General features: G+C 67.9%; 22 protein-coding genes. 3 read left to right on the forward strand and 19 right to left on the reverse strand.

Annotated features, from left to right (window positions below; genetic code table 11):
- From HW532_RS18170 to HW532_RS18215, 10 genes are all read right to left on the reverse strand, one after another.
- Complete coding sequence (locus HW532_RS18170; protein ID WP_213161816.1) at positions 1-5481, reverse strand: alpha-2-macroglobulin family protein; 5481 nt, start codon at positions 5479-5481, stop codon at positions 1-3.
- 162 nt (positions 5482-5643) lie between these two features.
- Positions 5644-6627 carry a branched-chain amino acid ABC transporter permease gene (locus HW532_RS18175; protein ID WP_213161817.1) on the reverse strand — a complete coding sequence of 328 codons (984 nt, stop codon included), beginning with the start codon at positions 6625-6627 and terminating at the stop codon, positions 5644-5646.
- Positions 6624-7514, reverse strand: a complete 891-nt coding sequence (locus tag HW532_RS18180) for a branched-chain amino acid ABC transporter permease (RefSeq protein ID WP_213161818.1) — start codon at positions 7512-7514, stop codon at positions 6624-6626. Before HW532_RS18180 ends, HW532_RS18175 begins: the two co-directional genes overlap by 4 nt.
- Before the next feature lie 67 nt (positions 7515-7581).
- On the reverse strand, positions 7582-8793 hold the full coding sequence (locus HW532_RS18185) for an ABC transporter substrate-binding protein (protein WP_213161819.1): 1212 nt from the start codon (positions 8791-8793) through the stop codon (positions 7582-7584).
- 49 nt (positions 8794-8842) lie between these two features.
- Positions 8843-9562, reverse strand: coding sequence for an ABC transporter ATP-binding protein (locus HW532_RS18190; protein WP_246479291.1), 720 nt, complete (start codon positions 9560-9562; stop codon positions 8843-8845).
- Entirely contained in the window at positions 9555-10310 is a 756-nt protein-coding gene (locus HW532_RS18195; RefSeq protein WP_213161821.1) for an ABC transporter ATP-binding protein, read from the reverse strand. Before HW532_RS18195 ends, HW532_RS18190 begins: the two co-directional genes overlap by 8 nt.
- A gap of 253 nt (positions 10311-10563) precedes the next feature.
- On the reverse strand, positions 10564-11718 hold the full coding sequence (locus HW532_RS18200; protein ID WP_213161822.1) for a serine hydrolase domain-containing protein: 1155 nt from the start codon (positions 11716-11718) through the stop codon (positions 10564-10566).
- A gap of 96 nt (positions 11719-11814) precedes the next feature.
- The gene (locus HW532_RS18205) at positions 11815-12615 is read right to left on the reverse strand and encodes an ABC transporter permease (RefSeq protein WP_213161823.1); all 801 of its coding nucleotides are present in this window, start codon (positions 12613-12615) and stop codon (positions 11815-11817) included.
- Positions 12612-13211 (reverse strand): ABC transporter ATP-binding protein, encoded by a 600-nt coding sequence (locus HW532_RS18210; protein ID WP_213161824.1) that lies wholly within the window; start codon positions 13209-13211, stop codon positions 12612-12614. Before HW532_RS18210 ends, HW532_RS18205 begins: the two co-directional genes overlap by 4 nt.
- Before the next feature lie 106 nt (positions 13212-13317).
- Positions 13318-13770, reverse strand: coding sequence for a MarR family winged helix-turn-helix transcriptional regulator (locus tag HW532_RS18215; protein WP_213161825.1), 453 nt, complete (start codon positions 13768-13770; stop codon positions 13318-13320).
- Positions 13771-13898: 128 nt separating this feature from the next.
- Here HW532_RS18215 and HW532_RS18220 point away from each other — a divergent pair, with 128 nt between their 5' ends.
- The 3 genes from HW532_RS18220 to HW532_RS18230 are packed head-to-tail and all read left to right on the forward strand — an operon-like array spanning position 13899 to position 16079.
- Entirely contained in the window at positions 13899-14543 is a 645-nt protein-coding gene (locus HW532_RS18220; RefSeq protein ID WP_213161826.1) for a glutathione S-transferase family protein, read from the forward strand.
- Positions 14544-14600: 57 nt separating this feature from the next.
- Positions 14601-15254, forward strand: coding sequence for a glutathione S-transferase family protein (locus tag HW532_RS18225; RefSeq protein WP_213161827.1), 654 nt, complete (start codon positions 14601-14603; stop codon positions 15252-15254).
- Positions 15255-15305: 51 nt separating this feature from the next.
- Entirely contained in the window at positions 15306-16079 is a 774-nt protein-coding gene (locus tag HW532_RS18230) for a VOC family protein (protein ID WP_213161828.1), read from the forward strand.
- Positions 16080-16185: 106 nt separating this feature from the next.
- Here the strand turns inward: HW532_RS18230 and HW532_RS18235 are convergent, their stop codons facing one another.
- The 9 genes from HW532_RS18235 to HW532_RS18275 form a co-directional block, all read right to left on the reverse strand.
- Positions 16186-17688: an aldehyde dehydrogenase family protein gene (locus HW532_RS18235; protein WP_213161829.1), complete on the reverse strand. Its 1503-nt coding sequence runs from the start codon at positions 17686-17688 to the stop codon at positions 16186-16188.
- A 165-nt stretch (positions 17689-17853) separates the two neighbouring features.
- Positions 17854-18213 (reverse strand): cupin domain-containing protein, encoded by a 360-nt coding sequence (locus HW532_RS18240; protein ID WP_213161830.1) that lies wholly within the window; start codon positions 18211-18213, stop codon positions 17854-17856.
- 17 nt (positions 18214-18230) lie between these two features.
- Entirely contained in the window at positions 18231-18599 is a 369-nt protein-coding gene (locus tag HW532_RS18245) for a cupin domain-containing protein (RefSeq protein ID WP_246479292.1), read from the reverse strand.
- 15 nt (positions 18600-18614) lie between these two features.
- On the reverse strand, positions 18615-19913 hold the full coding sequence (locus HW532_RS18250; protein WP_213161831.1) for a nucleotide disphospho-sugar-binding domain-containing protein: 1299 nt from the start codon (positions 19911-19913) through the stop codon (positions 18615-18617).
- 44 nt (positions 19914-19957) lie between these two features.
- Entirely contained in the window at positions 19958-21037 is a 1080-nt protein-coding gene (locus tag HW532_RS18255) for an ABC transporter ATP-binding protein (protein ID WP_213161832.1), read from the reverse strand.
- Positions 21034-21810 (reverse strand): ABC transporter permease, encoded by a 777-nt coding sequence (locus HW532_RS18260; RefSeq protein WP_213161833.1) that lies wholly within the window; start codon positions 21808-21810, stop codon positions 21034-21036. Before HW532_RS18260 ends, HW532_RS18255 begins: the two co-directional genes overlap by 4 nt.
- On the reverse strand, positions 21803-22660 hold the full coding sequence (locus HW532_RS18265) for an ABC transporter permease (RefSeq protein ID WP_246479293.1): 858 nt from the start codon (positions 22658-22660) through the stop codon (positions 21803-21805). Before HW532_RS18265 ends, HW532_RS18260 begins: the two co-directional genes overlap by 8 nt.
- A 383-nt stretch (positions 22661-23043) precedes the next feature.
- Positions 23044-24096, reverse strand: coding sequence for a polyamine ABC transporter substrate-binding protein (locus tag HW532_RS18270; RefSeq protein WP_213161834.1), 1053 nt, complete (start codon positions 24094-24096; stop codon positions 23044-23046).
- 266 nt (positions 24097-24362) lie between these two features.
- Complete coding sequence (locus tag HW532_RS18275; RefSeq protein ID WP_213161835.1) at positions 24363-25265, reverse strand: GntR family transcriptional regulator; 903 nt, start codon at positions 25263-25265, stop codon at positions 24363-24365.
- Positions 25266-25299: the final 34 nt, after the last annotated feature.

Consider the following 25299-nt stretch of genomic DNA (forward strand, 5'->3'; position numbering starts at 1 on the left):
TCAGCGCTCCGGCGCGACGACCTCCACGGCCCCTTGCGCGGTGCGCGCGGAGAGCTCCGGCCGGTACATGTCCTCCACCGTCGCGGCGGGGTGCACGTAGCGCCCCGGCGTCACCGCGCGCACCACATAGGCCAGCGTGACGGTGCGGTCGTCGTCCGGCTGGCGGTCGAGGGCGGCGACGAACCGGTCGTCGCGGAACTCCGTATGGGCGGTCTCGACCTCCGGCAGCCAGGAGAAGGCGGAGAGGTCGGCGCTTTCCACGAGGCTCGGATTGTCGATCTCGAAGCCCGCCGGCAACCGGTCGACGATCAGCACCCGGGATGGGGCGGGCGTCTCCTCGGTGACCTCCAGCACGACGACGAACCGTTCGTTCTGGGCGACATCGGCGACCGACACGGCCTCGCCGGCCAGGTTGTAATACTGCCGCGAGATGGCGAAGCCGTCGCCGCCCTCCGGCCGTGGTGTGCGCGGAATGCCGGTCACGGTGACGACCGCGTCCAGCCGGCCTGGCGACCGGTTGGCGAGCACGATGGGCCCGTCGCGGAAGTCGGTCGGGTCATAGCGGCGGAACAGCGCGCCCGACATCGGCTTGCCGCCGACCTCCAGAGCGAGACCCTTGGAGCCGGTCATGAGGCCGTGGGCGGCGAGCAGCAGCCAGGCATCCTCCTGCGTGCTCGTGTGGCGCGCGCCGGCGCGTTCCGCGGAGACGAGCTCGGCAAGCGCCGCGCTCGGCTGAACCGCGGGCGCGGCCTCCGACATGAGGGCGAGAACCGCCGCCGCGTCGCGCAGGCGCGACCCGTAATCGGCGCGCGAGGTGGAGGAGGCCGGCTCGGCGCGCAGGCCCGCCACGGCCGTCTCGAAGGCGCGTCTCGCCCGCTCGCGCTCGCCATAGAAGGCGAGTGCGGCGCCGATCTGGGCCTGCGCCAGGGACGAGCCGAAATCGGCGAGTTTCGCGTCGGCGTAATAGCGCAGGTCGCCGATGGCCGCGCGCCGGTTGCGGGCAAGCACATAGAGCGCATAGGCGACATCCTCGCCCCCGCCGCTGGCGACGTCCGGCGCATAGGCGAGCGCGTTCTGGAGCCGGTCGAGCGCCTGGGTGAAGGCGAGGGCGGGAACCTCATAGCCCTGCTCGCGCGCCCGGGTCAGGAAGTCGCTGACATAGGCGTTGAGCCAGAGATCGTCGGAGCCCGGCCCCCACAGGCCGAAGCTGCCGTTCGAGCCCTGATAGGAGAGCACCCGCGTGATCGCCGTGGCGATGCGCTCGCGCACCTGATCCTCGCCGGCGAGGCCGACGGTGGCGGCCACCTGGTCGAGATAGAGCAGCGGCAGGGCGCGGCTCGTGAGCTGCTCCGCGCAACCGTAAGGATAACGGTCGAGCGCGTAGAGCAGGGCCGGCACGTCGAGCGCGCCGGACTGCATGACCGAGACGGCGACGGTCGCGCCGGGCCCGATCCGGTCGCCCAGAATATCCTCGCCGAGGGTCAGCGTGCCGCCATCGGCGGGAAGCGGGATCACCTCGCGCTCGCTGACCGGGCCGCTCGCGGGCCGCACGGGAAGCCTGAGCGTCTGGCCGAGATCGAGCCCCTGGCCGGCCAGGGACACGGTGACCTCCTGCACTCCGGTCTCGCCGGCGGCAAGCGTCGCAGCAAGCGTCTGGCGCCCATCCTCCTCAAGGGTGACGGTCCGGCGCGCATCGGACGGGGGCACGGTCAGCCCCTCCGTCGTCTCGATGGCGAGCTCGTAGTCGCCGGCGGGAGCCTCGCGATTGTCGATCTCCAGCGTCAATCGGGCCCGGTCGCCCGGCGCCATGAAGCGCGGCAGGCTGGCGGTGACGACAACGGGATCGCGCACCGTCACGTCGCGCGCGGCCCTGCCGACCGCATCGCCGCTCCAGGCGACCGCCATGAAGCGCACCGAGCCGTTGAACTGGGGCAGGGGAACGCTCACCGTCGCCTTGCCGTCCCGGTCGGTCTCCACGATGCCGGAGAAGGTCGCGACGAGTTCCTGCGTCGGCGGGCTGCCCTCCATGGAGAGGCCGCCCGCGCCGCCGCCGGAGCGCACAGCGCCCGGCGCGCCGCGCATGCCGTCGATGAGCTGGCCGTAGATATCGCGAATCTCCATGCCGAGCCTGCGCTGGCCGTAATACCAGCCGACCGGGTCCGGCGCCTCGTAGCGCGTGAGGTTCAGGATGCCGACATCGACAGCGGCGAGCGTGAGATAGACGGGCTCGCCGGCTTTGGCGCCGGAGACGGCGACGGGAACCTGAAGCGTGCGGTCGGGGCGCACCCGGTCGGGCAGGTCGAGCGCGACCTCAAGCGTCCGGTCCGACATGTCGCGCACGAGCCAGGCCAGGCCCATGGCGCGCGCCGGCATGCGCTTCTCCTCCGCATCCGCCGGGCGGTAGAGCGTCGCCGTCACATAGGCGCCAGCCCCCCAGTCCTCGGTCACGGGAAGCTCGACCACGGTGCCCTCGGCGGGCACCTCCACCGGGGTCATGGAGATCAGCGTCTCGCCCATGACGGTCACCATGGCAATGCCGGCAAAGCGCGGCGAGATGGCGAGCCGTGCCGTCTCGCCGGCCCGGTAGCTCTCCTTGTCGAGCGAGACCTCCAGCGTGTCCGGCGTGTCCGCGCTCGCGGTCGCGACATAGCGGCCGGCGGTGAACTCCACGCTCGTCGCCGGCGCGGAGGGACCGTCGCCCGAGATTTCCAGCCGGTAGCGGCCCCAGTCGACGCTTGCGGAGATGCGGGCGGGCTCGCCGGCGGCGACATCGACGCGGCCATCGGCCACCCGGCGGGTGAAGGTGACGGGCTCGAAGCGCCAGTCGCCGCCCGTCTGGTACCACTGGAAATTCCGTTCGAGCTTCACGAGCTGCCATGTGAGCCCCGACGCGGCCGTGCGCCGGAGATCGGGGGCGACGGCAACGACGTCGAAGGCGGCGGTCGCGCCCTCGTCGACGCCGTCTCCGGAGAAGAGCGGCTTGAGGCCGATCAGGGGCGTCGACGGCTCCACGGGTATCGTCACGGAGCGCTCGATGGCCCGCCCGCTCGCCTCGCGCAGCCGGATCAGGGCTTCCGCCTCGAGCGGGTGCGTCGTGGTCGGCAGCGCGCCGGCCACAATGTCGATCGTGGCCTTGCCGTCCTCGTTGGTGGCGGGAAGATCGCCCAGGGGCGAGCGTTCGGGCACCGTCTCCTCCTCGGCGAGGCCGAAGCTGTAGCCCGGATAGCCCTTGAGCGTGGAGACCGGCTTCACGACGAGCTCGCCCTCGAGCCTCAGGCCCGCCGCCGGCGCGCCGTAGAGGTAGCGCCCGGCGGCCTCGATGGCGGTGGGCTCGCCGGGCACCAGCATCGCGCTGCGGGCGTCGAGCGCGAGCTCCATGCGCTCCGGCACGAAGTCCTCCACCAGGAAGGGCTGTTCGGCGAGCGCCGGGCCGTTCGGATCGGCATAGGCGCGCACATGCCAGGTGCCGCGCATGGCATTGGGCGGCAGGGCGAGATCGTGCGTGTGGCCGCCCGCGCCCCCATCCGAACTGAGGATGCGGGCGTGCTCCACGCCGTCCGGCCGGTCCACGACGAAGGTCAGCGGCGTGTCGGCGACGGCACGCTGGGTGTCGTCGCGCATGAGTGCGGCCATGTGCACCGTGCCGCCGGGCCGGTAGATGCCGCGCTCGGTATAGAGGAAGACGTCGAGCGCGCCCGGTGCGGCGCGGCCCGCGACGCCGCGGTCGGACAGGTCGAAGGCAGCACCTGTCAAATCCATGAAGCCGAAATCGCTGCCGTCGGCGCGGCTTGCCGTGACGAGCGCGGGGGCATTGCCGCCCTCGCCCCGGGCGAGCCCCGCGGCGAAATGCGCATAGCCGCGCCCGTCCGTCGTGGCGGTGGCGAGCACGTCGTTGTTGCGCGCCACGAGCTCGATCGCGATGCCGTCGAGCGGGTCGGCGTCGGAGAGCGAGCGGGCGAAGACATGCAGCCCGTCCGTGCCCGAATAGGCCGAAAGCCCGATGTCGGAGACCACGAACCATTGCGTCGCCTGGGCGTCCCACGGCCTGTCGCTGGCCTCCTGTGCCCTGGCGGTGAGCACATAGACGCCGGGTGTGCGCTCCTTCAGGATCCGCTCCACCGGAATGCCGGTCGTCACCTCGCGATTGAGCTCAGGCGTCACGTCGAGCGAGCCGCTCCACAGCGTCTCGCCGCGCTCGCCGGCGATCTCGTCGACGCGGTAGCTGTTGAGCTGGCTGAGGAAGGTGTCGTCATTGACCGCATCGGCGAGCCCCCGGTCGCCCACGCGGTAGAGCTTGAGCGCCACGTCGGAGGCGTTGACGGAAACCAGCGGGATGGTCTGCTGGCCGAGCGGCGGCAGGACGAAATTGTTGCCGGTGAACCGGACGGACGGCGCCCGGTCGCGGACATAGACGGAGAGCGCGACCGGGCTCTCGATCACCTCCTCCACGGTGGAGGGGATGCCCGGGCGCAGCGTCACGCGATAGCGCTTGCCGTGCTCCACGCCCTCGATGCAGATCTGCCGGTCCTGGGCCTCGACGGCTTCCGGGGAGCGCTCGTTGACCGTCACATACTGGGCATAGCCGTCGGGGAGCCGGGCGAGCGGTTCGGAGAACTCCACGCAGATGCGCGGGCTCGCACTGTCGGAATCGACGGTGTAGTCGACGACGCGGAAGCCGTGCTCGTCGCGCAGCGCCTCGAAGGCCGCGCGCACCGCCGGCGCGTTGGCAAGCGCCAGGGAGGCCTTGTAGGCCTCGAGCGCCGGGCGGTAGAGCTCCGCGCGGGCGAGCGCTTCGGCAAGTCCCGCAAGCGTCTGTGCGCGTTCGTCCGGCCCTCCGGCCGTGCGATAGGCGTTGAGCGCGGCGGAGATGGCCGCGCGCGGCAGGTCGTAGCGTTCCGAATAATCCTTGGGGTCGATGGCGAGGGTCTGGCGGGCCAGCGCCATCCAGACATCTGCGGCATCCGGGTTGACGGAGAGGGCCGAGCGGTAGGCGGAGACGGCCTTGCGGGGCTCGCCGGCGGCGGCGGCGCGCGCTCCGGCGGCCCTGAGCGCCTCGAAACCCCCCGATTGCGGCGCGCGCAGCCGCACGATCTCCTGGCGCTCGCGGGTGGCGTCGTCGGCCACACCGCCGGGGAGGAAGGTGAGGGCGGGCGGGTGCTGCGCGGTCTTCGCCTTCGACTCCACGACCCGTCCGGCGATGGCGCCGGGGGCGGAGACGAGCTTGCCGAAATCCGTCTTCAGGAAGCAGCGCCGTGCGGCCTCGTTATAGGTGAAGGCACGGCACTTCCCGTCGTCGAGGCAGCGCGACTTGCACGTGTCGAGATCCACGTCGAACAGCGTCGAGTAATCGTTGCCGTAATAGTCGCCATCCTCGCTCACCGCGATGCGGCGATTGTCCGCCGTGGCCTGCTGGGCATGGGCGGGGGAGGCGAGGGCGAGGAGGAGCACGCTCCAGAGGAGGAAGGCTCGGCCGCGACGCATGGGGGATCTCCGTTGGGGATGGTTGGCGACGCCGTCCCCTCCGATTGTGATCCGAACGCCGCTCCGGGTCCAGTGCGCGCGGGGCGAATCCGTTGCTGTCGGGCAGACCTGCCCCTCCGGCCTCCTCGTGGCCCGGGCCTGAGGGACGGAAAGGCGGGGCGCTTACTCCTTGTGCGGCCCGGATCTGAGGGCGTTGACGAGCTCGCCGACGACGCCGCGCCGGAAGGTCAGCACGCAGACGACGAAGATCGTGCCCATGATGACCGTCACCCAGGAGCCGATGGTGGCGAGATAGTTCTGCAGGGTGACGATGATGCCTGCGCCGACGACGGGCCCGAGGATCGTCCCCATGCCGCCGAGCAGCGTCATGAGCACCACCTCGCCCGACATGGTCCAGTGCACGTCGGTGAGGGTGGCGGACTGGAACACGATGGCCTTGGTCGCCCCGGCGAGCCCGGTCAGCGCCGCCGACAGGGTGAAGGCGCCGATCTTGAAGGCGTTGACGTGGTAGCCGAGCGAGACGACGCGGTTCTCGTTCTCGCGAATCGCCTTCAGCACCTGGCCGAAGGGGGAGTGGACGGCGCGGTAGACGATGAAGAAGCCGATCGCGAAGACGGCGACCACGAAATAGTACATGTTGAGCGTCGGCTCGAGGCTCACCAGGCCGAACAGATGCCCGCGCGGGATGCCCTGTATGCCGTCCTCGCCATGGGTGAAGGCCGCCTGGACGGAGAAGAAATAGACCATCTGGGCGAGCGCCAGCGTGATCATGGCGAAGTAGATGCCCTGCCGGCGGATGGCGAGCAGGCCGAAGGCGGCTCCGAGTACGCCGGCGACCGCCGTGCCGGCGAGGATGCCGATCTCGGGCGTCGCGCCCCACACCGCGATGGTATGCCCGCTTATATAGGCCGCCATGCCGAAGAAGGCGGCATGCCCGAAGGAGAGCAGCCCCACATAGCCGAGCATGAGGTTGAAGGCGCAGGCGAACAGCGCGAAGCACAGGAGCTTCATCAGGAAGACGGGATAGATCCCGATGAAGGGCGCGACCGCGAGGAACGCCGCGGCGGCGATGACGATGGCGGCCTTGCCGCCGGTTCCGAGCAGCCAGGCGCTGTGCGGGCCGGATGTGGTGTTGATGCTGGTCATGTGCGCGGCCGCCCGAACAGTCCGTGCGGGCGCAGCGCCAGCACGATGGCCATGATGACGAAGACGGCGACCGAGGACGCTTCCGGGTAGAAGGTCTTGGTCAGCCCCTCCACGATGCCGATGCCGAGGCCGGAGACGATGGAGCCCAGCATGGAGCCCAGCCCCCCGATCACCACGATGGCGAAGACGACGATGATGAGGTCCTGCCCCATGAGCGGATTGACCTGATAGATCGGGGCGGCGAGCACGCCGGCAAAGCCCGCGAGCGCCACCGCGAAGCCGTAGGTCAGCGTCATCATCAAGGGCACGTTGATGCCGAAGGCGCGCACCAGCTCCTGGTTTTCCACTGCCGCGCGCAGATAGGCGCCGAGCCGTGTGCGCTCGATCACGAACCATGTGCCGAAGCACACGATTACGGAGGCGATCACCACCCAGCCGCGATAGAGCGGCAGGAACATGAAGCCCAGATTGGTGCCGCCCGACAGTGCGGAGGGAATGGGGTAGGGCTGGCCCGACACGCCATAGGCGTTGCGGAACAGGCCCTGGATGATGAGCGCCAACCCGAAGGTGAGCAGGAGCCCGTAGAGATGGTCGAACTGGTAGAGCCTGGCGAGCATGGTGCGCTCCAGCACGATGCCGAGCGCGCCGACCAGCAGCGGCGCGAGGATCAGCGCCGGCCAGTAGCCGATGCCCAGATAGTTGAGGAGCAGCCAGGCCGCGAAGGCGCCCGTCATGTAGAGCGCGCCATGGGCGAAATTGATGACGTTGAGCATGCCGAAGATGACGGCCAGCCCGAGGCTCAACAGGGCATAGAACGACCCGTTGATGAGCCCGAGCAGAAGCTGCCCGAACAGCACCGGCGCGGGGACGCCCAGAATTTCCATCATGCCCGACTGCTCCTGCGCTTGGTCTCGGTGGCCCCCGGCACCCGGCCGGGCCCGGGGGCCGCCGGCATCACTGCTTCACCAGCGAGCATGTGCTCTTCGACAGCGGCTGGTAGGCCTCGTCGCCCGGAATGGTGCGAACGACATTGTAGTAGTCCCACTCGCCCTGCGATTCGTCGGGCGACTTGACCTGGACGAGATACATGTCGTGCACCATGCGGCCATCGGCGCGGATCTTGCCGTTCGGCGCGAAGAAGTCGTGGATCGGCAGCTTCTTCATCTCCTCGACCGCAGCCTTGCCGCCGTCGTCGTCGATCTCGGAGACCGCCTTGAGATAGTGCATGACGCCCGAATAGACGCCGGCATGCACCATGGTCGGGCGCTGGCCGTTCATCCGCTCGGCGAACCGGTCGGCGAACGCGCGGGTGTCGTCGTTCATGTCCCAGTAGAAGCCGGTGGTCAGCGTCAGCCCCTGGGCGACGTCGAGCCCGAGCGCGTCGACATCGGTGATGAACATCAGGAGGGCCGCGAGCTGCTGGCCGCCCTGGACGATGCCGAACTCATTGGCCTGCTTGATGGAGTTCGTGGTGTCGGTGCCGGCATTGGCGAGCCCGATCACCTGCGCGCCCGAGCCCTGCGCCTGGAGCAGGTATGAGGAGAAGTCGGAGCTCGACAGCGGATGGCGCACGCTGCCCAGAACCTCGCCCCCGTTCTCCTTCACCACCGCGGAGGTGTCCTCCTCCAGCGAATGGCCGAAGGCATAGTCGGCGGTGATGAAGAACCAGCTCTTGCCGCCTTCCTCGACGACCGCCTTGCCGGTGCCGATGGCCAGCGCATAGGTGTCGTAGGTGTAGTGCACGGTGGTCGCCGCGCAGTCGTCGTTGGTCAGCCGCGTCGTGGCCGCGCCGGAGACGATGAAGGCGGTGTCCTTCTCGTTGGCGACCTTGGAGACGGCGAGCGCCACGGAGGAGGTGGGCACGTCGACGATCACGTCGACCCCGTCCACATCGATCCATTCACGCGCGATGTTGGAGCCGACATCCGGCTTGTTCTGGTGGTCGGCGGACAGGATCTCGATCTTCTTGCCGTCCACGGTGCCGCCGAAATCCTCCACCGCCATGCGTGCGGCCTCCACCGAGCCCTTGCCCGCGAGGTCGGCATAGAGGCCCGACTGGTCGTTCAGCACACCGATCTTGACGGTGTCGCCGGAAATCTCCGCCTGGGCCGCCGTGGCGCCCAGGCCTAGCGCCAGGGCGCATGCAGTCAGTTTCAAGGTTCTCATTCTCAGGTCCTCCCTTTGTCGTCATATGGTCGCGTCCGACCGGTCGGGTTCAGACGCCAAGATAGTCGTGCAACGCGTCCTCTCTGTCTGCGAGCTGGTCATTGGGGATCATGTCCACCACGCGGCCGTTCTCCATCACGTAGTGCCGGTCGGCCACGGTGGACGCGAAGTGGAAGTTCTGTTCGACGAGAAGAATGGTGAAGCCCTGCTCCTTCAGCGTGCGGATGACCGAGCCGATCTGCTGGACGATCACCGGCGCAAGCCCTTCTGTCGGCTCGTCGAGCAGGAGGAGCTTCGCCCCCGTCCGCAGGATGCGGCCGATGGCCAGCATCTGCTGCTCGCCGCCGGACAGCCGCGTGCCGGAGCTCCTGAGGCGTTCGCGCAGATTGGGGAACAGCGTGAAGATCTGCTCCATGGACATCCCGCCGCCGGAGACCACGGGGGGCAGGAGCAGGTTCTCCTCCACGTCGAGGCTTGCGAAGATGCCGCGCTCCTCCGGGCAATAGCCGATGCCGAGGCGTGCGATCCTGTTGGAGGGCAAGCCGACCAGCTCCGTGCCGTCGAAGACGATGGAACCGCGCCGGTCGGCCACCATGCCCATGATGGCCCTCAGCGTCGTGGTCTTACCGGCGCCGTTGCGGCCGAGAAGCGTCACCACCTCGCCGCGCGGCACCTCGAAGCTCGAGCCGTGCAGGATGTGGGACTCGCCGTAATAGGCGTTGAGGTCGGCCACCGCGAGCAGGGTATCGGCCTGGCGAGCGTCAGTCATGGCCGGTCCCCATATAGGCCTCGCGCACATCCGGGTTGGCGGAGACCTCGTCATAGGTGCCTTCCGCGAGGATCTCGCCGCGCTGGAGCACGGTGATCGTGTCGGAGAGGTCCGACACGACGTTCAGATTGTGCTCCACCATGAGGACGGTGCGGTTCTTCGCGACCGTCTTGATGAGCGCGCTGACGCGGGAGATGTCCTCGTGGCCCATGCCGGCCATGGGCTCGTCGAGCAGCATGAGCTCGGGATCGAGCGCGAGCGTCGTGGCGATCTCCAGCGCGCGCTTGCGGCCATAGGGCAGCTCGCCCGCCATGACCGGCTCGAACTCCTCAAGCCCCACATCGCGGAGCAGCGTGCGGGCCTTGTCGTTGAGCCCGTCGAGGACGCTGTCGGGTTTCCAGAAGCGGAAGGACAGGCCGGTCGGGCGCTGCAGCGCGATGCGGACATTCTCCAGGACGCTCAGATGGGGGAACACCGCGGAGATCTGGAACGAGCGCACCATGCCCTTGAGCGCGATGTCGGCGGGCTTCGATCCGGTGATGTCGTCGCCATTGTAGACGATGCGCCCGGCGCTCGGCTCCAGGAACTTGGTGACGAGGTTGAAGACGGTGGTCTTGCCGGCGCCGTTCGGACCGATCAGCGCGTGGATCGTGCCGCGGCGCACATTCAGCGTCACGTCGCGCACCGCGACGAACCCCTTGAACTGCTTCGTCAGCCCTTCGGTCCGGATAATATAATCGTCTGCCATGCCCGACAGGACTGACCCCTCCCATGTTCCGCAACGATCCGGTCGTTCTGGGCGGTCTCTTTTGGCGGACCGCATCTTCACGCCGGCTCTTGGCTACAACTCTAGCCTCACTTTGCGCGGGACTTCAAGCCGGCAATCGGTCTTTGTGCTTTGCAGGTGCGAAAGCCAATTCGGTGTGATTTTATGCGGAATTGGCAAATTTCCTGGTGCCCTGCAAAGGTTTCACGGGGTTTTCCGGTGGCGAACCCCGCACTTACCGGTCGAGGCCGGCATAGACCGCCCGCTCGAAGCGCTCATAGGCGGCCATGAAGGGCGGCTCGGCGAAGGGCAGCGTCTGGGTCATGATGAGGCCGGCGACGTCCCTTGCGGGGTCGAACCAGAAATGGGTGTTGAGGATTCCGGCCCAGCCCTGCGCGCCCGCCGAGCGCATGCCGGGCACATCCTGTTCCACGCGCATGAAGCCGAGGCTGTGGGTCTTCTCGATACCGGGAAAGAAGTCGGCATCCGCGCTCACGGCGGGCATGACCGTCGCAAGCGGTCCGACGCGCAGGGGCCCGATATGGTTCTCCAGCATCGTGGAGACCGCCCCCTCGCTCAGGATGCGCGCGCCGTCCAGTGCACCGCCATTGAGGAACATTCGCAGGAGGCGCATATAGTCCGGCGCCGTCGAGTAGAGCGCATGGCCCATGCCGTAGAATTCCGGCCCGGACGGCGGCGCCAGGGCGATGTCGGCGAAGCCGCCATCCTCGCCGCGCGCATAGGCTCCGGCAAGCCGGGGGGCCATCGTGCCCTCGACCTCGAAGCGCGTGTCGGGCATGGCGAGCGGATCGAAGATCTCCTCGCGGCAGAACCGGTCGACCGGCCGCCCGTCGACGGCCTCCACCACGCGGCCGAGCCAGTCGATGCCGATGCCGTAATCCCAGCGTGTGCCCGGATCGAAGACGAGCGGATAGGCGAGCGCCGCCTTCAGCCCCGACAGGATCGGCGGATGACCCGTCTCCTTCAGATAGCGGGCGATATCGGCGTGCCAGAATTCGTAGACGAGGCCCGATGTGTGGGTGGCGAGCTGGCGCACCGTGGCGCGGGCTTCCGGCGCGCGCAACCGCGGGGTGCCGCCCTCGAACCCGGTCAGGACCTTGAGCTCGGCGAATTCGGGCAGGATCTCGTCGACGGGCGTGTCCGCGTCGAGCCGGCCGCGATCTATGAGGATCATGGCGGCGGTGGAGCCGATGGCCTTGGTCATGGAAAAGATGCGGAACACCGTGTCGGCCGTCGCAGGCGCCCCCGGTGCGCGCTCGCCGGCGGTGCCCTGCCAGGTCACACCGCCCGAATTGCCCGTCATGGCCACGAGGAAGGGCGCCTCGCCCGCCGCGACCGCTTCGCTCACAACCGCATCCAGATCGACCATGATTCCCTCCTGCTTTCCGTCCCGGCGATCATTCTACCGGCGCGATGCGGCATGGTTCCACCCCGTTCGACGGGACGGGGCGCATGCGCGGCCGCCCTATCGCGCCTCGGTCAGCCGGTCCGGGCGCAACCGGTGGCGCTGGTCGGTGAGGCGCCAGGTGCCGCCCAGCACGGCGGTCAGCAGGCCGAGCCCGGTCGCGCCGGAGATCAGGAACATGATGAGGAGCTGGTATCTCACCGCCGCATCGGGCTCGATACCGGCGAGGATCTGGCCCGTCATCATGCCCGGCAGGAAGACGACGCCCGTCGCCGACATGGCGTTGATCATCGGCATGAAGCCGCGTCTCAGGGACTCGCGGATTTCGGGCCTCAATGCGTCGAACCGGGGCGCGCCGAGCGCGATCCGGGTCTCGATTGCCGCGCGCTCGCGCACCACCGCGGTCGTCAGCGTGTCGAGCCCCAGGCTGATTCCCGTCATGGCATTGCCGAGGATCATGCCGAAGAGCGGAATGGCATAGCGCGGCGCATACCAGGGGTCGGGCTGGAGGGTGCCCAGAAGCGCGACCAGCGTCACGGTCGCCGCGGCGATCGTCATCGTCGCCGTGCCGAGCCCGTACCCCCACCAGCCCGAAAGCGGGCGCGTCTGGCGCGCGGAGATCTCGCGGCCGGCGAAGGCGACCATCGCGCAGGCCATGGCGAGCGTCCAGGGCAGCGTGGCGACGCTGAACAGGAGGGTCAGGACGGCGCCGACGGCGGTGAGCTGCACGACCATGCGCACGGCCGCGATGAGCAGCTGGCGTTCGATCCCGAGCGACAGCCAGAGCGACAGCGCCCCGTTCAGGAGGACGAACACGGAAACGGCGGCGACGTCCGGAATGGTGAGATCGAGAAAGGTCATGCGGCCTCCCCGAAGAGCCGGCCGCCGGCCATGCGGACATGCCGGCCTGCCAGCCGCCGCGCCTGCGCATCGCTATGGGTGACGAGCACGATTGCCGCGCCGTCCGCCCGCAGCCGTCCGATCACGCCTTCGACGGCGCGCTCCGCCTCCTCGTCGAGCGCCGATGTCGGCTCGTCGAGCAGCAGGACGGGCGGTTTGTCCTCGATGGCGCGCAGGAACCCCAGCCGCTGCTTCTCGCCGGTCGACAGGCGCGCGACCTCCCAGCCCATGCAATCGGCGGGCAGGCCGATCTCGCAGGCCAGGGGGACGCTGGCGTCGGGAGCGCGGAAATGCCCGCCGACCCTGTCGAGCCACCAGGCGGCCTCGGCGGCCACGAACCGCACCTTGCGGCGCCATTCGGGCCCGGCCATCGCGGTGCGCGGAATATCGTCGAGCCGGATATCGCCCTCATTGGGATCGAGATCGGCGACCGCGCGCAGGAAGACCGTCTTGCCCGAACCCGAGGCGCCCTGAAGGGTGACGGCTTCGCCCGCCTCCACGGCGAGGTGGCAGTCGTGAAGCAGCTTCGATGTGAGGCCGTTGACGACGAGGCCCATGCACCCCCTCTTTCAGGACGGCCGGTCGCGGTTCCCGGGACGGGCCGGCGCATATTGGCGGCCCGGGCGCGCCCCATGCCGCCGCCGTGCCGTCCGATCCCTACGGTCAGGTCAGCGCGCCGAGGCTTCGCCTCAGCATATCGGGATCGCCGCCATTGGTCATGAGGATCTCGTCGAGCTCGGCATGGGCCGTCTTCCAGATCGGGACCGCGCTCGCCAGCAGCGCGCGCCCGTCATCGGTGAGCTTCAGGCGCCGGCTGCGTTTGTCCTTGGGGTCGACCATGCTCTCCACGAGGCCGCGTCGCTGAAGGGGTTTCAGCGCCGCCGTCAGCGTGGTGCGGTCCATGGCGAGGAGCTGTGCGACCGAGCCCATGCTCGGCGGGTCGGGCCGATTGAGCGACATCATGAGGGAGAACTGGCCGCTCGTCATCCCGAGCGGCCTGAGTGCCTCGTCGAAATGCCGCGCCAGTGCGCGCGCGGCACGTTGCACGTGGAGGCATAGACATGTATCGCGGACGTAAAGCGTTGTTTCTAGGGGAACCGTTGCCTCTTTTGACATGCGACAATAATATTGATATCAACGTATTTGTCAAGATCGGCAGGGTGGGCAAACCGGTGGCCGGCAGGCCTGACCGGTACGAAGGAGAGGAACGCGATGACGAGCCGACAAACGGGGAGAACGCGGGCATGATCACCATCCATGCGTTCAGCAGCATTCCGATTCCGGTCAGGGGCCTGACCCGCGACCTGCGCGCGCTGTGGGCGGCGGAGGAGGCGGGGCTTGCCTACGAGATCCGCCCGGTCGACAGCATGAGCGGGGGGCTGTCCAGTGAGGACTATCTCGCCGTCAGCCCGTTCGGCCTCATCCCGGCCATGGAGGATGGCGCATTCAGCCTGTTCGAATCGGGCGCCATCGTCTTCTACATCGCCGACAAGGCCGGAAAGCTCGTGCCGGCAGATGCGGAAGGGCGCGCGCTCGCCATGCAATGGGCGCTCGTCGCGCTCAACACGCTGGAGCCGGCGGCGATCAACATGGCTGTCGTCGAGCGGTTCCATGCCGGGGAGAACTGGGCGGAGGAACGCCGTCCCGCGGTCCGCGAGCTTTGCGAGAAGCGGCTTGCGACGCTCGACCGCCAGCTCGCCGGCAAGCGCTATCTCCTGGGCGACGGCTTCTCCGCCGCCGACATCCTCATGACGTCGGTGCTGCGCTTCATCCAATACTCCGATCTGATCGAGACCATGCCCAATGTGGCCGCCTACAAGGCGCGCTGCGAGGACCGTCCCGCCTGGGCGAAGGTCCTCGAAACCCACGACGCCCTGCTTGCGGCCTGACCCCGGCCGGATTCGGGCGAAGACCGCATGACTGTCATTCAGGAAGGTCAGTTATCCATGTCCCTTACGCTCTATTACCATCCCTTTTCGTCTTTCTGCCAGAAGGTGCTGATCGCGCTCTACGAGAACGGCACCGAATTCGAGCCCCTCATGATCGACCTCGGCGACGAGGCGTCTCGCGCCGTCCTGCTGGAGGCGTGGCCCATGGGCAAGTTCCCGGTGCTGCGCGACGAGGACCGTGGTCTGACGCTGCCGGAGGCGAGCATCATCGTGGAGCATCTCGACCGGACTTGTCCGGGCGCGGTGCGCTTCATTCCCGACGATGCCGACGAGGCCCGGGAAACCCGGCTGTGGGACCGCTTCCACGATCTCCATGTCAATGTCCCCATGCAGAAGATCGTCACCGACAGGCTGCGTCCGGAAGGCCAGTCCGACAGCTTCGGCGTGGAGGAGGCGAGGCGCCAGCTCAAGACGGCGTTCGACATCGCGGACGAGGCGATGGCAGGGCGGCGCTGGGCCGCGGGCGAGCGCTTCACCATGGCCGATTGCGCCGCCGCGCCCGCCCTTGCCTATGCCGATGTCGTCATGCCGTTCGCCGACACGCACGCGCATTTGCATGCCTATCTGGAACGGCTGAAGGCCCGTCCGTCCTTCGCGCGCGCCCTCGAGGAGGCGAAACCTTACTGGGCGTTCTTTCCGAAGGCCGCATGAGCCGGTCCGGATTCCAAACGCGAATATCCCGCCAGATCAGGAGGAGACCCCATGGCGACATCCCCCAACCAGTTCGTCTGGTACGAGCTGATGACCACCGATCCGGAAGCGGCCGAAGCCTTCTACGGGAGCGTCGTCGGCTGGGACTATGACGATCCGAACATCCCGGGCAGGCCCTACAAGGTGCTGCTTGCGGACAAGGCGCCGATCGGCGGGATGATGGCTCTGCCGGAGGAGGCCCGGGCGACCGGCCTTCAACCGATCTGGGTCGGCTATATCGGCGTCGACGACGTGGATGCCGCCGCAAAGCGGCTGACGGAGGCGGGCGGAACGGTCCACCGCGCGCCCGAGGACATTCCCGGTATCGGCCGTTTCGCGGTCGTCGCCGACCCCCAGGGCGCGACGATGCTCCTGTTCAGGCAGACCTTCGAGGGCGAGCCGCCGCGGCCCGCGCCCGGCACGCCGGGCAGTGTCGCCTGGCGGGAGCTCTTCGCCGGCGACGGGGAGAAGGCCTTCGATTTCTACGCGCAACAGTTCGGCTGGACGAAGGACCAGGCGATGCCGATGGGCGAGCTGGGCGTCTACCAGCTCTTCGCCGCGGGCGCGGAGCCGGTCGGCGCCATGCACACGAAGCCGCCGGAGGTGCCGGCGCCGTTCTGGCTCTTCTACTTCGCGGTCGAGAATATCGACGCCGCCCGGGAGCGTGTCGCGGCTGGCGGCGGCGAGGTCCTCTTCGACCCACGGGAGGTGCCGAACGACATGTGGGTCGTCCATTGCCGCGACCCGCAGGGTGCCGTGTTCGCACTGGTCGGCCCGCGCATCTGAGCGCGACCGCGGTGGGATTGACGCAGATCCGCCCGCTCCCGCCTGCGTGGGAGCGGGCGGAGACAGGCACCGCTTCGACCGGATCGCGCCCCGCTGCCGCGCCCCGTCACGACGGCCGGTAAAACACGTCGTCCGAGTAGGGGTACCACCAGTCGTGGATCTTCGGGGTGTGGTCGATGACGACCATCTTGGACTGGCGGAAGGCATCGAGCCCCTGCCGTCCGAGCTCGCGGCCCATGCCCGACATCTTCCAGCCGCCGAAGGGCAGGGCGTCGTTGTCGATGAGCGGATTGTTGACCCAGACCATGCCGGCCTGGAGCGTCTCGGCCGCCTCCATCGCCTCGCCGAGATCGGCGGTGAAGACGGAGGCGCCGAGGCCGTACGGGCTGTCATTGGCGAGCCGCACGCCGTCCGCGAAACCGGCCACCTTGCAGACCGCCGCGACGGGCCCGAAGATCTCCTCGCGCATGATCGCCATGTCGGGCGTGACGCCGGTCAGGATCGTCGGTTCGTAGAACCAGCCCGTATTGCGCTCCGGCGGCACCCGGCCGCCGCAGACCACCGTGGCGCCGGCCTTGCGGGCCCCCTCCACCAGGCGGATGACCTTGGCGCGGGCGTCCTCGGAGACGAGGGGGCCGATCTCGGATTTTTCCAGCCCGGGACCGACGCGCAGGCGCCGGGCCGCCTCCGCGAAGCGCGAGACGAAGGCGTCGTGGATCGCCTCGTGGACGAAGAAGCGCTCCGACGACGTGCAGATCTGGCCGGACAGGTGGAAGGCCGCCGTCACCGAGCCGGCGACCGCCACGTCGAGCGGCGCCTTGTCGGAGATCACCATGGGATCGTTGCCGCCGGCCTCGATGATGGCCGGCTTGAACCGCTCCGCGCAGGCGACCGCCACCTTGCGGCCCGCTGCCACGCTGCCGGTGAAGGCGACCACATGGGTATTCTCCGACGCGATCAGCGCCTGGGCGGCCTCCGCCCCGCCCGTGACGCAGCTCACGAGCCCCGGCGGCAGCGTCTGCGCGATGCGTTCCATGAATTTCAGCGTGGACAGGCTCGTCGCCTCCGCCGGCTTGACGATGCACGCATTGCCGGCGGCAAGCGAGGCCGCGACCGTCCAGCTCATGAGCAGGACAGGGAAGTTGAACGGCATGATGTGGACGGAGACGCCATAGGGCTCGTAGCGGGCGAACTGGAAGGAGCCGGCCTGCGTCGTCCCTGCAATATGGCCGGCCTCGTCGCGCGCCATCTCCGCGAAATAGCGATAGGCGCCGGCGACGTTGTAGAGCTCGCCCATCGCCTCGGGAAAGGGCTTGCCCATCTCCAGCGTCATGAGCTCGGCGACGTCCTCGAACCCGCCATCCTCGATGAGGGAGGCGAGGTGGTGGAGCGCGCCGGCGCGGGTCTTCGTGTCGGTCTTCGCCCAGTCGCGCTGGGCGGCACGGGCCTCGCGCGCGACTTCCTCGACGGTCGCGACGCCGGCCATGGCGATCCGCCCCACGGGCCGGAGTGTTGCCGGATCGACGATGTCGCGGGTGCCGGCGCCCTCCGCCGGCACGAAATCGTTGCCGCGGAAAATCTGCGCGCCGAAAGGATCGAAGGCGGCCATCGCTGTACTCCTGCTGCCTGGTGATTGTGGGGTGGGTCCGGTTCGGCTGGAGCGGTTTGCCGTTCCGCTCGTTCCCGCACGGGGCGGGACCCCAGACTGGATGCCCGCCCCGTGCGGGCATGAGCGGACAAGCGGCGATCCGGCCGGGCCCTGCTCCGGCTCCTCCTAGCGGATCATGTAGACCTTTCGGACCGTCTCGTGGACGCGGCAGGTGCCCTTCCAGCCCTTGGGGAAGAAGGCCGCCGTGTCCGGTTCGATCTCGATCACCTCGCCCGATTCGTGGGTGTAGGTGCAGCGCCCGGAGAGGAAGTGGCACATCTCGTCATTGGTGACGTGGCACTCCCAGAAGCCGGGCGTGCAGATCCAAACCCCGCTTTCCGGGCTTCCGCCCTCGCCCTTGTGGAGGAGCACGCCGGAGGTGCGGCTTTCCCCCTCGATCATGGTCGGGATCGGTCCCCAGTCGACGACATGCTCGATGTCGGCCGGATTGCGCAGGACCGGTGTCTTGGTTCGGGTATCGCTCATCGTGCAGTCTCGATCGCTCATCGCAGCATGTAGATCGCGCGGATCGCCTCGTGGACGACCACAGTGCCTGTCCAGCCCTCCAGGAAGTGGACGACCATGCCGGGTTCCACCTCGATCACCTCGCCGTCGTCGGCGGTGTAGGTGGCCCGGCCGGCGACGAAGTGGCACAGCTCGTCGCGCGGCAGGACGAGGCGCCAGCTTCCGGGCGTGGAGATCCAGATCCCCGCTTCCGGCAGCCCGTTGTCCTCGCCCTTCCACAGGAGCCGCCCGGTGTTCATCGACTTCCCGTCGATCGGCTCCAGATGACCGCCCCAGTCCTTCAGGTCGTCGACCCATGTGGAGGCCCCGGCGATATGCGGGGCGGTCGCGTTCAGCTTGGTTGGCATGCGCGTGCTCTGATCCTATCCGGCAAGGGTTTGAAGAATGTCAGCGGCCTTGGTGGGGCCGTGCCGGCCCTGCATGTGCCGCAAGGTCGCGGCGAGCCTGGCCTGCATGGCCTCGTCGCCCAGCATGGCGTCGATCTTTCCGGCAAGCTCCGCATCGGTCCACTCATAGCGGTCGAGCTTGAAGCCGTGACCGGTCTCCTGGACGCGTGTGGCATTGTCGTGGCCGTCCCAGACATAGGGCATGATGATGGCCGGCTTCCCGAAATAGAGGCATTCGGTGAAGCTGTTGTTGCCGCCATGGTGGATAACCGCGTCGGCCTGCTTGATGACGGAGGGCTGCGGGAACCACGAGGCGATATAGACATTGTCGGGGATCTCGGCCGCGCTGTACTCGCTCTCATAGTCGCCGACATTGACGAGCGCGCGCACCTCCATGCCCGCAATGGCCTTGATGACGCGCTTGAGGAGATCGGTGTCGCCGGAGCCCAGGCTGCCATAGCTCACATAGAGGAGCGGCTTGTCGTTGTGCGCCTTGAAGGTCGGGATCTCGTAGTGCTTCTCCTCGCGCACGCAGCCCTCCAGGTACTGGAAGCGCGCCGGGTCGAGCGGATAGCGGCGCTTGAACTTCACCGGCTCGGGATAGAGCAGCAGGTTCATGTGCGGCGAGGCCTCGAAGAACTGGCCGAGCGGATAGGGCTCCTCCCCGCAGGAGGCGAGGAAGGCGTTGAAGTCGTCGTGGATCGGCTCGACGACCTCGTTGAAGCGGGTACGGAACGCCTCGTGGCAGGCCGAGTCGTTCTCCCCGCAGCCGGAAAGATGCGGCGGGATGTCCGGGTCCTCCAGCTCGTTCTCCGAGCATGAGATGATGCGCACCCAGGCCTTGCCGTTCTCGCGGGCATAGCGCTTGATGGCCGGGAACAGCACCACATTGTCGACGCACACGACGTCCGGGTGCACCTCGTCGAGCACCTTCGGCAGATCCTTCTCCGCCCATTTGGCGGTGTCGACGATCGCTTCCCAGCACTCCTTCACGTAATTGTCGATCTGGTCGTAGGGCGACTTGCGGAAATTGGGGATGTGGCCGTTGATGAACTCCGACCAGTATTTCGCCATCTCCTCAGGCGGCATGGGCTCCGACATGTTCACCATGTGCTCCTCGAAGCCGTAGCCCTTGTAGAGCCCGCCCATGCCGGGATCGGTGAGGAACACCGCCTTGTGGCCGAGCTTCTCCACGGCCTGTGCGATTCCGACGGAATTCAGCGCCGGGCCGAATGCGGCCTCGGGAAAGAATGCGATCACCTTCTTGTCGGGCATGCCTGTCCTCCTCCTTGGGCTTTTCTCTTGCGTCTCCGGTTGCGTCAGCGTGTCAGCACCCGGGCGAAGGCCGGGTCCCATGTGCACCAGACGCGTTCGCCTTCCTTCAGGGTCGCGGCAGCCGGATCGGCCGCCGACAACCGGCTCAGAACGGGCTTGGCGAGGCCCGACACGGCGACATGCGCGTTGATGCTCTGTCCGTGATAGGCGATCTCCGCGACCCGCCCCTCGAGTGCCGGCGCGCCGTTTGCGGGCCGCGTTGCGGCAAGTGTTACCCGCTCCGGCCTGAGCGTGATGGCGGCGGGGCTTCCCGGCGCGCCGTGCCCCGCGAGCCGGCCCGGCAGCACGCCATGCCCGTTAAGCCCGATGCCGCCATCGGCCAGCGTGCCCTCGAAAAGGTTGGTGACGCCGATGAAATCGGCCACGAACCGGCTTTCCGGTTCCTCGTAGAGGCTGCGCGGGGTTCCGAGCTGCTCGATCCGCCCGTCCTTCATCAGCGCGATGCGGTCGGCCATGACGAGCGCCTCCTCCTGATCGTGGGTGACGATCACGAAAGTGATGCCGATCTCCTCCTGCATGCGCTTGAGCTCGAGCTGCATCTGCTCGCGCAGCTTCTTGTCGAGCGCGCCGAGCGGCTCGTCGAGAAGCAGGACCCGGGGGCGCTTGACGAGGGCGCGGGCGAGCGCGACGCGCTGGCGCTGGCCGCCGGAGAGCTTGTCCGGCCGGCGGTCGGCGAAGGCGCCAAGCGCCGTCATGTCGAGGATCTCGTCCACCCGGCGGCGGATCTCCGCCTTCGCCAGCCCCTCCATCTCCAGCCCGTAGGCGATGTTCGCGCGCACGCTCATATGGGGAAAGAGCGCATAGGACTGGAACATCAGGTTGATCGGGCGCAGCCGGGGGCGCAGGCGCTGGATGTCCTCGCCGTCGAGCAGCAGCTCGCCGCCATCGGGCGTCTCGAAGCCGGCGATGATCCGCAGCAGGGTGGTCTTGCCGCAGCCCGAGGGCCCGAGAAGCGCGAAGAACTCGCCCTCCGCAAGGTCGACGGACACGCCGTCTATGGCGACGACGGGACCGAAGCGCTTGGTCACGGTCTTGATGGAGATGACGGGCGCGCGCTCGCTCATTGGCCGGGCATGGCTCCCTTGTTCAGGCGCTGGGAGACGAGGACGAGGGCGAAGCTCACCCCCATGATGATGGTCGCCATGGCGTTGATCTCCGGCGTCACGCCGAAGCGGATCATGGCGTAGATCTGCATCGGCAGCGTCGTCGAGCCCTGGCCCGCGCCGGCGGTGAAATAGGCGATGATGAATTCGTCGATGGACAGGGTGAAGGCGAGCAGGGCGCCCGCCAGGACCCCGGGGAAGATGACCGGAAGGGTCACGCGCCGGAAGGTGGTGAGGTCCGTGGCCCCGAGATCGGCGGAGGCCTCCACGATCGAATAGTCGAAGCTCCTCAGCCGCGTGCGCACCACAGCGCAGACGAAGGCGATGTTGAAGACGACATGGGACAGGATGATCGAATAGAGCCCGAGCGTCCATTCGAGCGCGGTGTAGAAGGACAGAAGCGCGATGGCGAGCACGATGTCGGGAATGATCATCGGCGCGAACAGCATCGCGTCGAGCGCGCCGGAGCGCCGCCGGTTCTCCACGCCGAGCGCGAGCAGCGTGCCGAGCACGGTGGCGATGACGGTCGAGCTCACCCCCACGATGAGCGTGTTGAGGGCGGACTGGACGATCGGGCCGCTCTCGGCGAGCCTGGCGTACCATTTGAAGGAGAGCCCGGTCCACGCGGTCGGCATGCCCGCCCGGTTGAGGCTCAGCACCATGAGCACGAGGATCGGCCCGTAGAGGAACAGGTAGACGAGGCGCAGATGGAGGCCGAGCGCGAGGTTACGCATCCTGCACTCCTTTCTCCTCGGCCCGTTTCACGGCGAGCGCCTGGGCGAAGAGCAGGAGCAGCATGACCGCGATGAGCGCCATGGCGAGTGCCGAGCCGAACGGCCAGTCGCGCGCGGAGAGATACTGGTCGTAGATGAGGTTCCCGACCATCTGGAACCGCCCGCCGCCGAGCAGGTCCGGCGTGATGAAATTGCCGATGGAGAGCACGAAGACGAAGACCGCGCCGGCCGCGACGCCCGGCAGGGTAAGCGGCAGCATCACGCGGTGGAACGTCTTCCAGGCCGGCGCGCCAAGGTCCTCCGACGCCTCCAGCACCTCCGGATTGAGCCGCTGGATGGAGGAATAGACGGTGAGGATCACGAAGGGCAGGTAGTTGTAGACGAGCCCCGTGACGACCGCGAACTCGTTATAGAGCATGGGCACAGGCTGATCGACGAGCCCGAGCGCGGAGAGCGCGCGATTGATGAGGCCTTCCCGGTTCAGAAGCACGATCCACGCATAGGTGCGGATGAGGTAGTTGCTCCAGAAGGGCAGCATGACGAGGACCAGAAGCGCCGTCTGGCGGCGCACCGGCGCGCGCGAGATCGCATAGGCCGCCGGATAGGCGATCACGACGGCGATCGCCGTCGCGGTGAGCGCGATCCGCGCGGAGGTGGCGAAGATCGAGGCATAGAGCGGGTCGGCGGCGCGCTCGAAATTGCCCCAGGTGAACACGTAGTCGATGCCGCCATAGACCCCGCGCTCGAAGAACGAATAGGCCAGGAGCAGCACGCAGGGCACGACCATGAACACCACGAGCCAGCCGAGCCCCGGCAGCATCAGTGCCCATGATTTCAGGCGGTTGGGCATGGTCGCTTCATCCGTGCGATAGGGGAGCGGGCCGGCCGCCTTTCCCCGTCATTCCCGCGAATGGGGGGATCCACGATCCCGAGACCGCCATGGATTCCCGCTTTCGCGGGAATGACGAAAACATGGGAGTGATCCGTCGTCGCCCGGGGGTGTCGGGCGGTGCGCTCCGGCAGCATTAGTGCCCATGATTTCAAGCGGTTGGGCATGGTCGCTTCATCCGTGCGATAGGGGAGCGGGCCGGCCGTTCTCTCCCGTCATCCCCGCGAAAGCGGGGATCCACAATGCCGAGGCTGCCATGGATTCCCGCTTTCGCGGGACTGACGACGACATGGGAGCGATCTGCTGCCGGCCCGGGTGCCATGAGGGCGTTGCGTCAATCGCCGTCACTTCGCGGCCATGATCTCCGAGACGGTCTGGGTATAGAGCTTCTGGGCCTGCCCCAGATCGCGCAGCAGCTCGCCCTGCATGACCTCGTCCGGCGTCATGGCGAGGTTCGGATACTGCTTCAGCAATGCGGGGTCGAGCGCATCCATGGCCGCCTTGTTCGGCGTCTTGTAGAGGATGTTCTCCGCGACCCACTTGCCGGTGTCGGCGCTCAGCACGTAGTCGACGAATTTCTGGGCGGCGTCCTTGTGCTCGGAGGCCTCCGTGACGACGATGGTGTCGACCCAGAGATCGGTGCCTTCCTTCGGCACGACGTACTTGATCTGGTCGTTCTCCGCGATGCCGTAATTGCACCAGCCATCCCAGGCGTGGACGAGCTCCGCCTCGCCGGAGACGAGCTTGGAGTAGAAGGTCGTGTCGTCATAGGCGAGGAGGGTCTTCTTCGCCTCGATCAGGAGGTCCTTGACCTCAGCGATCTTCTCCGGGTCGGTCTCGTTCACCGAATAGCCGAGCGCGAGCTCGCCCGCGGCCATCAGCCAGCGGTCGGTGGAGAGCATGGTGGTCTTGCCCTTCAGCGACTCGGCGGGCTTCAGGAGGTCGTTCCAGCTCTCCGGCTCGCCGTCCACGAGGTCGGAGCGGTAGCACAGCCCCGTCGTGCCCCAGGCATAGGGCACGGAGAAGGTGTTGCCCGGATCGTAGGCGAGCTCGGAGGCCTCCGGATAGAGGTTCTTCAGATTGGGGATCTTGTCGTGGTCGAGCTTGGCGGCAAGCCCCAGATGGTTCAGCGCCTCCGCAAACGGCGAGGAGACGAAGACGACGTCGTAGCCCTTGCCCTTGCCGGCCACGAGCTTGCCCATGATCTCCTCGTTGGTGCCGTGGACGGCGAGCTCGGCCTTGATGCCGGTGTCCTTCTCGAACTCCTCCAGAAGCGTCTCCGGCATGTAGCCGTCCCAGTTGGAGATCACGATGGTCTCCTGGGCGGCGGCCGGCAGGGCGGCCATCAGCGCGCCCGCGCAGAGGGCGCCGGCGATGGCGGTCTTCATCGGTGTCATGGATCTCTCTCCCCTGTCAGTCCCTTGCCTCACCCCCGTGCGGTCCGGCGGACCTTTGCGAGCGCCCGGCATTGCTGCTTCTTCGCGCTCCCGCCCCAGACCCGCACGAGCCTGTCGTGAAAGACAGTTTGTATTTTTTGGCGAAAACGTACAATGAAAAATTGGCAATGACGGATATTTTCTGCCCCATGGCATGTCGCGGGGCGGCCGAACAGGCGCCCCCGGAATGCCGGTTCGGCCCGGTCCGGAAGGGGGCTTCCGTTCGGTCAAATGCGCGTCAGGCGGCGATGGGCGAGCACGCGGACCTTGGCGAGGTCGGGACGGGAGTCCTCTGAATGGCGGATATGCTCCGCCATCAGCCGCGAGGCGGCGGCGAGGTCGCGGCACTCGATGGCGTTCAGGATGGCGAGGTGCTCCCTGAACGAGGTCTCGAGACGGTCGCGCTCGTTGTACTTCTCGTATTCGGACAGCCGGCGGAGCTGGGTCTGCTGGCGGATGGCGAGCATCAGGAACCGGTTGCCGCAGGCATCCGCGATGGCCTCGTGGAATTCCGCATCGGCGTCGAACAAAGCGGGCATGGGCTGCGAGCGTGCGCCGCCCCCGATCATCTCCTCATGGCGCTGCTTGAGGCGGGCGAGCACCGTGCGCGGCATGTGGAAGCCGGGCTCAAGCAGGGCGGCGGGCTCGATCAGCAGCCGGTAGCGGTAGCTTTCGCGATAGGCCTCGTCGTCGATGAGGGCGGGGCGGAAGGTCCAGCGGCCGGCCGTCTTCTCCACCAGACCGTCCTCCTGCATGCGCGCGAGCACCCTGGAGATGACGGCGCGGCTCGCCCCGTAACGCCGGCAGAGCTCGGCGACCGACACCTGGTCCCCGATGAGCCGGGCGAAGCGCTCCTGCGCGATCTGGCGGTAGATGCGCTCGGTGTCGGAACCCGGCAGCTCCGCGCCGTCGAAGGCCGGGGAGCCGGGCTCGGCGGCGAGGAAATAACCCTGACGATGCTCGGAGCGCACGATGCCGAGCCGCTCCAGCTCGCCAAGGGCGGCGCGCACCGGCGACCGCGAGACCCCCAGCGCATCGGCGAGCCATTGTTCGCGGATATGGAAGCCCGCGCCCGCATTCTCGTGGCGCAGAACGCCCAGGATCTTCCCTACAAGCTCTGCCTTGGCCATCGACCGTCCGCACCGGTGAAAGGGTGCCCCTTGC

The organism is Kaustia mangrovi (genome assembly GCF_015482775.1).
In the GTDB taxonomy this organism is placed as follows: domain Bacteria; phylum Pseudomonadota; class Alphaproteobacteria; order Rhizobiales; family Im1; genus Kaustia; species Kaustia mangrovi.